The sequence below is a fragment of the Stackebrandtia soli genome (assembly GCF_965137155.1).
Taxonomy (GTDB): domain Bacteria; phylum Actinomycetota; class Actinomycetes; order Mycobacteriales; family Micromonosporaceae; genus Stackebrandtia; species Stackebrandtia soli.
Genome location: NZ_CBCRZX010000041.1, coordinates 1 through 11,824 on the forward strand (window position 1 = coordinate 1; position 11,824 = coordinate 11,824).

Annotated in this window: 10 protein-coding genes and 1 rRNA gene; 9 read left to right on the forward strand and 2 right to left on the reverse strand. The window is 67.0% G+C overall.

The features are described 5' to 3' along the window. The 5 genes from rrf to holA form a co-directional block, all read left to right on the forward strand. Positions 1 to 94: ribosomal RNA gene (rrf, locus tag ACM9NP_RS19020) — 5S ribosomal RNA — on the forward strand; the annotation flags it as partial. Between the two features lie 593 nt (positions 95 to 687). After that, positions 688 to 1,272 carry a helix-hairpin-helix domain-containing protein gene (locus tag ACM9NP_RS19025; RefSeq protein WP_415648093.1) on the forward strand — a complete coding sequence of 195 codons (585 nt, stop codon included), beginning with the start codon at positions 688 to 690 and terminating at the stop codon, positions 1,270 to 1,272. Positions 1,273 to 1,755: 483 nt separating this feature from the next. Next, positions 1,756 to 3,645, forward strand: a complete 1,890-nt coding sequence (locus ACM9NP_RS19030; protein WP_415648094.1) for a DNA internalization-related competence protein ComEC/Rec2 — start codon at positions 1,756 to 1,758, stop codon at positions 3,643 to 3,645. An 84-nt stretch (positions 3,646 to 3,729) separates the two neighbouring features. Further along, positions 3,730 to 4,500, forward strand: coding sequence for a TSUP family transporter (locus ACM9NP_RS19035; protein ID WP_415648095.1), 771 nt, complete (start codon positions 3,730 to 3,732; stop codon positions 4,498 to 4,500). Positions 4,501 to 4,547: 47 nt separating this feature from the next. Continuing rightward, positions 4,548 to 5,501, forward strand: a complete 954-nt coding sequence (gene holA, locus ACM9NP_RS19040; RefSeq protein ID WP_415648096.1) for a DNA polymerase III subunit delta — start codon at positions 4,548 to 4,550, stop codon at positions 5,499 to 5,501. Between the two features lie 532 nt (positions 5,502 to 6,033). Here the strand turns inward: holA and rpsT are convergent. Together rpsT and ACM9NP_RS19050 are read right to left on the reverse strand one after the other, a co-directional pair. Then, positions 6,034 to 6,300, reverse strand: coding sequence for a 30S ribosomal protein S20 (gene rpsT, locus ACM9NP_RS19045; RefSeq protein ID WP_415648097.1), 267 nt, complete (start codon positions 6,298 to 6,300; stop codon positions 6,034 to 6,036). Between the two features lie 106 nt (positions 6,301 to 6,406). Further along, positions 6,407 to 7,381 (reverse strand): phosphotransferase, encoded by a 975-nt coding sequence (locus ACM9NP_RS19050; RefSeq protein WP_415648098.1) that lies wholly within the window; start codon positions 7,379 to 7,381, stop codon positions 6,407 to 6,409. A 173-nt stretch (positions 7,382 to 7,554) separates the two neighbouring features. On the opposite strand from ACM9NP_RS19050, the gene lepA reads away from it, so the two are divergent. The 4 genes from lepA to ACM9NP_RS19070 all read left to right on the forward strand — a co-directional run bounded on the left by lepA (position 7,555) and on the right by ACM9NP_RS19070 (position 11,823). Further along, a complete protein-coding gene (gene lepA / locus ACM9NP_RS19055; RefSeq protein ID WP_415648122.1) occupies positions 7,555 to 9,405 on the forward strand; it encodes a translation elongation factor 4 in 1,851 nt (616 codons plus the stop codon). 380 nt (positions 9,406 to 9,785) lie between these two features. Continuing rightward, on the forward strand, positions 9,786 to 9,986 hold the full coding sequence (locus ACM9NP_RS19060; RefSeq protein WP_415648099.1) for a hypothetical protein: 201 nt from the start codon (positions 9,786 to 9,788) through the stop codon (positions 9,984 to 9,986). Between the two features lie 266 nt (positions 9,987 to 10,252). After that, a complete protein-coding gene (locus ACM9NP_RS19065; RefSeq protein WP_415648100.1) occupies positions 10,253 to 11,206 on the forward strand; it encodes a hypothetical protein in 954 nt (317 codons plus the stop codon). A gap of 158 nt (positions 11,207 to 11,364) precedes the next feature. Then, positions 11,365 to 11,823 carry a DUF6346 domain-containing protein gene (locus ACM9NP_RS19070; RefSeq protein ID WP_415648101.1) on the forward strand — a complete coding sequence of 153 codons (459 nt, stop codon included), beginning with the start codon at positions 11,365 to 11,367 and terminating at the stop codon, positions 11,821 to 11,823. Position 11,824: the final 1 nt, after the last annotated feature.

The following is an 11,824-nucleotide window of genomic DNA, read 5'->3' on the forward strand; positions in this document are numbered from 1 at the left end:
AACACCCGGTCCCATCCCGAACCCGGAAGTTAAGCCCTCCAGCGCCGATGGTACTGCCCCCGACAGGGAGTGGGAGAGTAGGACACCGCCGCACACTAAACACCAGTGGAGTGGGAACAGGCCAACACCTGAACCCACTCCACTACTTTCATGCCCGCACACATGTAGCGCCGGCCCTGATCCAGGGTTCGGCGCTACAACCGTTTACGGGGAGATTCTCGGGGGCCTCCAACCTCCGCCCCATACTGTCAGCCTACCTTGCTGCCCAGAATGGACGTCAAATCGCCGTCGCGGAACCTGTGGACAACGAGCCGCATGTGAGTAATCCACTGTAGGTTTTCCACATTCGTGTCGTTATCCACAGGTCGAGTGTGGAGGATACGTCTTCATTGTCGTTTCTGGCGTTTACCAGGCATGAGTGCATTCTTTTCCTCGCTCCTTCGCAAGAAGGGCGATATCTCAGCCCATGAAACCGACACCGACGCCACGGAGGTTCGCGCGCGTTTCGCGGCGCTGCACCCGACATTCGCTGGAGTGGCGGACGGCGCCTGCACCGAAATCGTCGACACTGGCGACGTCGGGGTGAAGGCACGATCAAACATCGTCCGGGGCCGCGTCGGTGACGTTATCGCGGCCGCGACCGATACGATCCGAGCGCGCGTTCGCTGGGAGAGGACGTCACGAACCATGCTCGCGTTCGCGCTAATGGCGGTAGCGGCCGTATCGACCATCTCGGCTTGGTACGCGTGGCCGACCGGTGGTGGGTCGGGTCTCGAACCGGTTCCGGTGGCGCACACCGAGAAGCATGGCCAGACGGATACCGAGGACGCCGATCGGACGGACATCGCGGTCATGGTGTCGGTCGTCGGGGAAGTCAAACGTCCGGGTCTCGTGTCGCTTGAGAACGGGGCACGCGTCGCGGACGCGATCGAAGCCGCGGGTGGTTTGACCGGCAAGGGCGTCGGCTACCTCAATCTCGCGCGTAAGGTCAGCGACGGCGAGTTGATCATCGTCGAAGGCGACGATGCGCCGGCGGACGCGACCGACGTCGAACCGACACCCCAGGAACCGGATGAACCGCAGACGGTCAACCTGAACCAGGCCACCGCGGCGGACCTCGACTCGCTGCCGGGCATCGGCCCCGTCATGGCTGATCGGATCATCGCCTATCGGGACAGCAACGGCGGGTTCGACTCCGTCGATCAGCTCGAGGACGTCGAAGGCATCGGGGCGGCGACGATGGCGAAGCTGCGAGACCGGGTGACGGTCTGATGAGCGCGAATCCGTTCGAAGGCAACGGGAGTGACGCTCACGGTTCCGCCCGCCAGTGTTTCGGCCGCCGAGAAGCCAACCCCTGCAGCCCGTCACGCGTCGATTCCCGACCTTCGGCTCGCTCTCGTGGCGATCGCGACGTGGTGTGGTTGCTTCCTGGGGTTGCTGCTTCCACTGGTGGCGAACGTCGCCATTGTCTGCGGAGTGGGCGTCGCGGCTGTCTGGAGTCACCGATCGAATAGGCCGTCGTCTCTGGTGCTGGTCGCCTTGTGTCTCGGCCTCGTCGGCGGAATCTGGACGACAACCGTCCAGAAGTCGGTTGGCGAGGCCGAACCCGTCCGGTCACTCATCGACGAGCGCGCGGATGTCAGTGTCACGTTGAGCTTGGCAGATGATCCGAAACGACTGAGGGGAACCGTATCCCCGACCTGGTTGATGCGCGGAACGACGAGCGCCCTGCGATGGGATGGACGGGATGTGTCGGTGAGCGTCGACCTTGTGGTCTTCGCATCCGGCAATGTCGAATCGATTCGTCTGCTTCCCGGGCAGGACATCGTCGTAAAGGGCCGGTTGGCGGCGTCGAACCGATTGGGGCTGGAGGCCGCAGTACTGTCCACTCACGATCGTGTCGTGGTCGTGAGTGGGCCTTCCTGGTGGCAGACGGCTGCGGGGGAGTTGCGTTCGGGACTGCGAGAGGCCAGTTCGGGATTGCCTCCCGCCGTCGCGGGACTATTGCCGGGCCTGGCCATTGGGGACACGAGCGAGCTGACCTTCGAAGTCGATGACGACTTTCGAGACACGGGGATGACGCACCTGCTGGCGGTCTCCGGGTCTAATCTCGCGATCGTCGTCGGGGCCGTTCTGTTGTTGACGCGAGCGGCACGGGCGCCCGTCTGGTTGACGGTCGTCGTCGGGATGGTCGCGATCCTCGGGTTCGTCATCCTGGTGAGGCCGTCGCCGAGCGTGTTGAGAGCGGCCGCGATGGGCGTGATCGGCCTTCTCGCGCTCGGGACGGGTCGTCCCACGGCGGCGATTCCGGCGTTGTCCGCGACCGTCGTGGTGCTGCTGTGGTGGGAACCGGGCCTGGCGTTCGATCTCGGGTTCGGGCTTTCCGTCTCGGCGACGCTTGGCTTGGTCGTGTTCGCCTCACGTTGGACCGAAGCGGGGCGGCGACGGGGCGTGCCACGGCTGGTCGCGGCCGCGATCGCGGTTCCGGCGGCCGCGCAGCTCGCGGTGTCCCCGTTGTTGGCCGCCGCTGACGGCGGGATCAACATCATCGCCGTGCCGGCGAACGCATTGGCGGCCGTCGCGGTTCCACCGGCGGCGATTCTCGGTGTGGTGGCGACCGTGGCGTCCGCCGTGTCGATGGAGGTCGCGACTGTCATCGCGTGGCTCGCGTCGTGGCCGGTGCGGTGGCTCATCGTCGTCGCGGAGACGGGTGCAGCGATACCGGGAGGCGTCGTGTCCTGGCCCGCGGGGCCGGGTTGGTCACTGTTCTTGGTGGTCGTCGTCCTCGCGCTGCTGCTGGTGCTGCGAAAGCGGCGCGGGCGTCGCCTCTTGGTCCTCGTGGTGGTGGCGCTTTGTCTGTTGGTCATTCCCACCCGATCATGGTGGTCGGCATGGCCACCGCCGGGATGGGTGATGGTCGTTTGCGATGTCGGGCAGGGAGACGCGGTCGTGCTGTCGGTGGGGCAGGGAGAGGCGATCGTCGTCGACACGGGGCCCGACCCCGAACTGATGGACGGTTGCCTGGACAGGTTGGGGGTTCGTCGGGTTCCGTTGCTCGTCATCACCCACGCGCACATGGATCACGTCGGCGGCCTGTCCGGGGTCTACTCGGGGCGGGAGGTCGGCGGCATCCTGGTGCCCGGAGACCTGCCCGCCGGTGAAGCCGAGGACCGGTTCGCCGAGGCCGCGAGCGCGTCGCGGAGGTGGGGGCCGAGCGTCGGGGACGGGTTCACCGTCGGGGAGGTGACCTTGAGCGTCCTATCGGGATCTTCCGCGGGTCTGGACGGTCCCAACAACGCGTCGATCGTGCTGAGGGCCGAGACTCACGGGGTGTCCGTGCTGCTCACCGGTGACATCGAGGAGGAGACCCAGCAGCGCCTGCTTGCGGATGGGTCGGGAATCGCCGCCGATGTGTTGAAGGTTCCGCATCATGGTTCGGCGAATGGTGCGCCCGGATTCATCGAGGCGGTGGGGGCGTCGCTGGCGGTGATCTCGGTGGGCGAGGACAACGGCTACGGGCATCCACACCGATCGATAGTTGATCGCTTGAAACGCGGTGGTGCGAGGGTCGAACGCACCGACCGGTCCGGGGATATCGCGCTCGTCGTCGGGAAGGAGGGAATGAGCGTGGCGACCACATCGTGAGATGGACGGCCATATGGTGGATGGTAGGTCACATTCGTCTGGGTCGATACCGATGCCATGCTGAGACGACCGCACAATCGCGCCGTGGAGACCGTCGCCCCGACCTTGCTGCTGATGCTGTTCGTGGTCGCGCTGCTCGCCGGGTGCGTTGACGCGGTCGCGGGTGGAGGCGGCCTCCTGACTCTGCCCGCGCTGCTCCTGGCTCAGGTGCCCCCGGTTCACGCCCTCGCGACGAACAAACTGCAAAGCAGCTTCGGCACGTTGACGTCGGCGGTGTCCATGCGCCGCCGTGGCCTCACCGACGGGGTGCAACTGACGGTGCCGTTCCTGTGCGCGCTGGCGGGCGCGGCACTCGGTGCCGTCAGCATTCAATTCGTGCGGACCGACACGCTGCAGGTCGCCGTTCCCGTGGTTCTCGTCGCCATCGGCCTGTACTTCGTGTTCATGCCCGGCAACGGCACCGAGTCGCGGGATCCGCGCATGTCCACGCGGACATACCATTCGATGGTCGTTCCCGGGATCGGTTTCTACGACGGCGCCTTCGGTCCCGGAACCGGATCGTTCTTCACAGCCGCCGGCGTCTCACTTCGCGGGCAGCACCTGGTCGCCGCGACGGCCCAGGCGAAGACCCTGAACTTCGCGACGAACATCGCCGCCCTCGTCGTGTTCCTCATTGGAGGAAAACTGATGTGGGTGCTCGGCGGAATCATGGCGATCGGGCAGATCGCCGGAGCGTACGTCGGAGCGATCATCGTGCATCGCGGCGGCGCCAGACTGATCCGACCGATCGTCGTGGTCATGTGCGTCGCCATGCTCGTGCAATACCTGTGGAAGGAAGACCTGCTGCCGTGGTGACGTACCCGGCCACCGGCTGATCGTGCAACGCCTGCGAGGATGACGCCATGACGACGACACCGCTGGTACGGCTCGTGTTGGGAGACGAGGACCTCTTGGCGGAGCGCGCCGTCGGGGAGGTCGTCGCCTCCGCGAAGAAGACCGACCCGGGCACCCAGGTGCACAAGCTGTCCGCGGGAGACCTGACGCCCGGGGAGCTCGCCGTTCACACGAGCCCGACCCTGTTCGGGGGTGGCGCGATCGTCGTCATCGAGAACGCCCAGGACGCGAAGAAGGATCTCGCCGCCGCGCTCCTCGACCACGCGAAGCAGCCATCACCCGACGTACACCTCGTCATCGTTCACGCCGGGGGGAAGAAGGGCAAGGCGCTCGCCGACGGTTTGAGCAAGGCCGGGGTTGACGTCGTGACCGTCGCCAAGGTCAAGCGGGCGACGGAGCGGGTGTCGTTCGTCAAGGAGGAACTGCGGCGGCTGGGCGGTTCGTGCCAGACGGGGGCGGCGGAGGCGCTGATCACCGCCATCGGCCATGACCTGCGGGAGATCGCGGCGGCCTGCTCCCAACTGGTCGCCGATACGAACGGGAAGATCACCGTCGATGTCGTGGCGCAGTATTACCGGGGCCGTGCGGAGGTGACCGGGTTCGCCGTGGCGGACGCGGCCGTCGCGGGGGACACCGCCGGCGCGCTCGGTTCGTTGCGGTGGGCGCTGTCGGTGGGTGTGGATCCCGTGCCGTTGGCGGACGCGTTGGCGACGGGTGTCCGCAACATCGCGAAGGTCGCCGGAGTTCGGGGGAGCGCGTTCTCGCTGGCGTCTCAGTTGGGGATGGCGCCGTGGCAGGTGGAGAAGGCGCAGCAGCAGTCGCGGGGATGGACCCCGGACGGGCTCGTCGACGCGATGGCGGTGACGGCCGGTTTGAACGCCGAGGTCAAGGGCGGTTCAGAGGATCGGGCGTACGCGCTGGAGCGGGCGATTCTGGCGATCGCCGCCGCGCGCTCCCAGTAGCGAGGCGAGCGGTTCACGGGCGGGTGGATTGCCTCGTGAGCTGTGTTCGCGGGGGATCGTCGTGAGCAACGGGAGAGGCTCGGGGGCCTCCAAACCTCCTCCCCATTGGCTTCGAGCCTAGCTGGTGGGCACGCTTAGGCGTCAAATCCGGTTCGTCGAGGGTGTGGACAACGCCGTGATTGTGGAGAACCCACAGAGGACTGTGGGGGTGGGTGTCGTGTAGGACGTCACCGGCGGCCAAGGGCGAGACGAACCCGCCACTGTCGGTGCGGGGCGTGAACTGCCGGGGTGGACGGCGCGGTGGGAGTCGAGAAGCCGCTGGGGGTCGCCGGCGTCAGGCACGCATGAACGCGGTCACGACGTCGAGAACGTCGTGACCGCGTCAAGAATGGTCGTCGTCGAAGCCTGCGGCGCGGATGCGCCGTGTCGACCACGGAAGTTTAGGCGCGCCTGGCACTGCGCCCGCCGCCCAACCGGGCGAGCCGTCGCGCCGGGCCCCGGTGAGGGCCGCCGTCCTGAGACGGCGCCGGGGTCAGCCCGCGAGCGAGTTGAGCTTCAGCGCGATGGCCGACTTGCGGTTCGCAGCCTGCTTGCGGTGGATCACGCCTTTGCTGACGGCCTTGTCGAGCAGACGCCCGGCGGCGCGCAGCTCAACGGCGGCGGCAGTCGAGTCGCCGGCTGCGGCCGCGGTGTGGAACTTCCGGATCGCGGTCTTCAGCGACGACTTCACGGCCTTGTTACGCAGCCGGGCCTTCTCGTTCTGCCGGTTGCGCTTGATCTGGGACTTGATGTTCGCCACGCTTGAAGCCTCGGTCTCTCTGATGGTGCTCGATTGTCGAGCGGGTACTTCCTAACAAGCAGTCGGCGCGCAACGCAATGGGCGCCACGGCGCGCGACGAGCAACTTTACCAGCCGCGTCGGTTCGCCAACCAGTCGAGGGTCGCCAACGCGCTCCACCGCTGATGTGCCCTGATATGCGGCGACACCCGGTACGGCGGGGGCTCTTGACTGCCCGCCAGATAGTAACCGGCGATCGCGGCGAGCACCGTGTCGAGCTGCTCCCCGTCGACGCCGGCCGAGGTCGAGTGCTTCCAGAACATCCCGTCGGCGTCGTGCCCTTCGGCGTGCGCGGGGACGAGGAGCGCGACGGTGTCGAACCACGGCGCGCCGACGCACGGCCAGTTCCAGTCGCAGATGACGGCGTCGTTCTCGCGCAGCACCATGTTGTCGGGGCGCAGGTCGCCGTGCATGACGGCGTCGGCGGTCACGGCGGCGTTGATGTGGCTGTCGAGCGCGGCGAGTTCGTCGACGTGGGTCGCGAATCGTTCGGGGATGGTGGGCGAGATGTCTCCGGACGCCGTCGCGGTGAATCGTTGGAAGCCCGAGAGGTCCTCGGTCGCCCAGTTGGGGAGGGGGTAGTCGCGCAGGGACGCGGGGATCGGCGTCAGGGCGTCGGCGGCCGTCTCCCACGCCCGCAACATGAGGGTCCACTCGTCGGGGGAGATCGGTATGCGCGGGGCCTTCCCGTCGATGGCCTCGAAACCGAGGACGACCCATTCATCCACTTGGGACGAGAATTGGAGTCGGGGTGCCGGGATCTCGTCGGGGAGGAGCGCGGAGATGTGCGCTTCGGCCGTGTAGGCGTTGAGGACGAAGGGCAGGTCGGGGCCCGACGCCTTGACGAACATCCGTCGCCCGGTCTCCGCTGTGACGATCGCGGCGAAGCCGCCGCTGAATCCGCCGCCGGCCATGCGCACGGACGCGATGGGTCCGCCGATCTGTGCGGCGATCTCGGCGCGGACGTCGGCGGGAAGCTCGTCCACGCCGATCCGTACCGCGGTCGCCTCGTAGGGCACGGGTACACCGAAGCGGGTTGTCATGGTCGTTGATCCTGCCGAGTGGCGGCGTCGACGGCAACACGATTTCAAGTTGTGGCGGCGTCGGTGTGGACGTGCGGCGCGGCACGCTGTGGCGTCGTCGGCGGTAGGCGCGCGGCGCGGTCATGGGATCATGGGGGGTCTTCCCACCGCACACGAAACGAACGGACGTGCCAGTGAAACTCGCGCCCGGCGCCACGGACCCTTCCCGGATCCGCAATTTCTGCATCATCGCGCACATCGACCACGGAAAGTCGACGTTGGCCGACCGGATGCTGCAGTTGACGGGCGTCGTCGAGCAACGGCAGATGCGCGCCCAATACCTCGACCGGATGGACATCGAGCGGGAACGCGGCATCACCATCAAGAGCCAGGCCGTGCGGCTGCCGTGGAAGGTCAGCGCCGGTTCGGACGTCGGCGGTGAGTACGTCCTCAACATGATCGACACCCCCGGCCACGTCGACTTCACGTACGAGGTGTCGCGGTCTCTCGCGGCGTGCGAGGGCGCGGTTCTCCTCGTCGACGCGGCGCAGGGCATCGAGGCGCAGACCTTGGCGAACCTGTACCTGGCCCTGGAGAACAACCTCACGGTCATTCCCGTCCTGAACAAGATCGACCTGCCCGCCGCACAGCCGGAGCGGTACGCGGAGGAACTGGCGCACCTGATCGGGTGTGAACCGGAGGACTGTTTCCGCGTCTCGGGTAAGACCGGCGCGGGTGTCGCGGAGCTGTTGGACGCGATCGTCGCGCAGTTCCCCGCGCCGGTGGGGGATCCGGACGCGCCCGCTCGCGCGATGATCTTCGACTCGGTCTACGACTCCTACCGTGGCGTCGTCACCTACGTTCGTGTCATCGACGGCCAGTTGTCGCCGCGCGAACGCATCAAGATGATGTCCACACAGGCCGCTCATGAACTGCTCGAGATCGGCGTGATCTCGCCGGAGCCGGTCAAGTCGGTCGGTCTCGGCGTCGGCGAGGTCGGGTACCTCATCACGGGTGTGAAGGACGTCCGCCAGTCGAAGGTCGGTGACACGGTGACGGGCCTGCACCGGTCGGCGACGACGGCGCTCGCCGGTTACGCCGAGGCCAAGCCGATGGTCTACTCGGGGCTGTACCCGATCGACGGCTCGGACTATCCCGACCTGCGTGAGGCGCTCGACAAGCTCAAGTTGAACGACGCCTCCCTGACGTACGAACCCGAGACATCCGCCGCGCTCGGGTTCGGGTTCCGGTGCGGGTTCCTCGGCCTGCTGCACCTGGAGATCATTCGCGAGCGGCTTGAGCGCGAGTTCGGTCTGGACTTGATCTCGACGGCGCCGAACGTCGTCTACGACGTCACCCTCGACGACGGCTCCGAGGTCGTCGTGACGAACCCGAGCGAGTTCCCCGACGGGAAGGTCGCCGAGGTGTTCGAGCCGATGGTCAAGGCGACCGTGCTGACCCCCAACGACTACGTGGGCGCCGTCATGGAGCTGTGCCAGTCGCGGCGCGGTTCCCTGCAGGGGATGGACTACCTGTCCCCGGAGCGCGTCGAGTTGCGGTACACGCTTCCGTTGGCGGAGATCATCTTCGACTTCTTCGACCAGTTGAAGTCGAAGACGAAGGGCTACGCGTCGCTCGACTACGAGACCACCGGCAACGCCGTGGCGGACCTCGTCAAGGTCGACATCCTGTTGCAGGGGGAGAAGGTCGACGCGTTCTCCGCGATCGTCCACAAGGATCAGGCTTACTCATACGGGGTCCGGTTGACGGAGACGCTGCGCAAGCTGATCCCGAGGCAGCAGTTCGAGGTCCCGATCCAGGCGGCGATCGGTTCGCGCATCATCGCCCGCGAGAACATTCGCGCGATCCGCAAGGACGTCCTCGCCAAGTGCTATGGCGGTGACATCAGTCGTAAGCGGAAGCTGCTGGAGAAGCAGAAGGAAGGCAAGAAGCGCATGAAGATGGTCGGCCGGGTCGAGGTCCCGCAGGAGGCCTTCATCGCCGCCCTGACCTCGGACGGTTCGACGGGCGAGCGCAAGAAGTAGCGCCTGGGCGGCGTGGTCGTGCCGTTCGACGACCGGGACCCGTCGAGGGTCGTGATCGTGAAGACGGCGTCGCCGTGTGAGGGCGGCCGCGAAGGCCACGAGCTGGCTGAGCGGTCGCCGCGCGTGGTCGCCGACCGTCGTGACGCGTACGCCGAGCGGCGCCTGTCGGGGGGCGGCCGCGGGCGCAGCGACCACGGACCGACGCCGCCTCTGGAGGCGTCCGAGACGACGATCCGCCCGGCCACGCGCCGCCGATCTCGGCGGGCGCTCGTCGGCAGGATCGCCGTTTCGGGTGTCGCGGGTGTGAGGTGGCCCGTGCGCGGCGGCGGGGGACGGCTCGTCCCCAGCACGACCAATGAGTCCGAAGAGGACTCATATGAATGGGCGAGGACGTCGTCGGCGTTGGTGAGCCCACTTCGTCGTACTCGTTGAACGTTCTCCTCGGATCATCACAGGTCGATGGGGCTGTCGCGGTCGTCGACGCCGACCCTCGTGGTGGTGCCGCGTTCGTCGAATCGTCGTATGGCGCCGATGCCTGTCGTGGGTGGGGGAATGTCGCGGTCCGGCGGCCGCGAAGGTGACGTCACTGCGGACGTGGTGCGGGGCGATCTGGTTGACGGCGGTTCGGCGAACGCGGGCGGCGTGCTGGCGGACCACCGAACGACGGCGATCGCGGCGCGGCACTGGAAGAGGCGCGGCGGGTGTCGGACGCCGCCATGGTCGCGTCGACCTCGGCGCGGCCTTACCCGGGTGATGACACGCTGACGATCCCACCCATAGAATGTGAAACTCTTACATATCTCAATGTGTAAGTTCCTTACCGGCCCCATTCATCTGGGAGGACCACATGAGAAGATCGCTCGCCGCCGCGAGCCTGGCCGTCGTCACGACCGTCACCGCACTCGGCGTCGCCGCCCCCGCCGGGCACGCCTCGGTCGGCGACGCCGACCTCGTCCAGCGCTGGGCCCCCGTGTTGTACCAGGACGTCGATGACAGCGACGCCGACGCCGACTATCTGTCGCGAATGGACTTCGACGGCGACTGGGACATGCGCGACAACTGGGAGAACCAGGAGGTGCTGACCGACCGGTTGACCGGCGCCGCCTACTACTCGGTCTCGGAGACGGCGACCCACTGGTTCATCGTCTACGCGTACTTCCACCCGCGCGACTGGGTCGACTGGTGGGACCCGTTCAACATCGACCACCACGAGAACGACCTCGAGGGCGTCCTGTTGACCGTTCGCAAGGACGGCACGACTTACGGCGCGCTCGAGGGCATGATCACGGTGGCGCACACGCACTTCTGGTCGTACACGCCGCCCGGCAGCCCGTTCGTCGACGGCGGTCAGAGCGTCGACGGCGAGATCATCATGCAGAATGTGGACGGTTTCGACCGGCCCACGATCGAGCAGGAAGCTAAAGGCCACGGCATCTACGCCTGGAGCGGCGAGGAGTTCCCCGGCGGAGACGGCATCGTCTACCACCCCGGCGGCCACGGCGAACTACCCGACGGCGGCAACGATCGCAGTGTCTCGTACGAGCTGATCGACCTCTTCGGCCCCGGCCAACTGTGGGACCACCGTGGTGACTCGCGGACCTTCGCCTCCGAAGGAGCGCTCGCCGGTGACGACGGCAAGGACAACGCCGCGATGACGCCGTGGCGTTGGGACGACAGCGACGACGGGGACCACCTGCAACGCGGCCTCATCGGACTCGACCCCGCCTACCTCGTCTCGAACTACTTCGACGGAACCGGAGACTTCGCCACCGAATACACCCGGATGCCGTACGTGCTGTGATCGAATGGCCGAAGGCGGCGCGGGCCACCGCGTCGTCTTCGGCCGCCGACCGCCGTCGCCGACCGATCAGGTCCGGCGGTCCCGTGACGAACCGATACGGTAGACCGTGGCGATCCATTAACGCCATATCGGACAGTCATGGGTGAGGAGCGTGGAGCGTGTCCACAACCGACGTACGCGGTGCTACCCGATCGCCGGTGCTGTTGATCTTTCTCGGTGTCGCTTTGTTCACGACGGGGTGGACGGCGATCAACTTTCGTGGAGGCGTCGCCAATGTCGACGACCTGGACTCGCGCTCGAGCGCCGTCGGCACCGTCGTCGAATGCGCCGAGGAGGGCCCGGTCAGTCTGAGCGGCGTCGGCTACTGGTGGAGCTGCCGCGTCGACGTGGAGGCCGACGACGGGGAGACCTACGAGCAGACCTTCGGCGGATCCGAGTTCACTCCCACCGACATCGGCAACCAGTTCCCCCTGGCCAGCGCGGGGATGACGTCGAACAACTGGTCTCGTGCGGACGTCGACCGCAACACCTGGGCGGTCATCCTCACCGCCGCCGGGCTGATCTCCGGCCTGATCATGTTCGGCGCGGGAGTGCGGAACCTCTTCAGCCGCTACTGAT

Excerpts from the sequence above, each read along its gene's own strand:
- ACM9NP_RS19050 (WP_415648098.1), bottom strand. The coding sequence starts at position 7,381 with ATGACAACCCGCTTCGGTGTACCCGTGCCCTACGAGGCGACCGCGGTA.
- ACM9NP_RS19065 (WP_415648100.1), top strand. The coding sequence starts at position 10,253 with ATGAGAAGATCGCTCGCCGCCGCGAGCCTGGCCGTCGTCACGACCGTC.
- ACM9NP_RS19060 (WP_415648099.1), top strand. The coding sequence starts at position 9,786 with ATGGGCGAGGACGTCGTCGGCGTTGGTGAGCCCACTTCGTCGTACTCG.
- holA (WP_415648096.1), top strand. The coding sequence starts at position 4,548 with ATGACGACGACACCGCTGGTACGGCTCGTGTTGGGAGACGAGGACCTC.
- ACM9NP_RS19025 (WP_415648093.1), top strand. The coding sequence starts at position 688 with ATGCTCGCGTTCGCGCTAATGGCGGTAGCGGCCGTATCGACCATCTCG.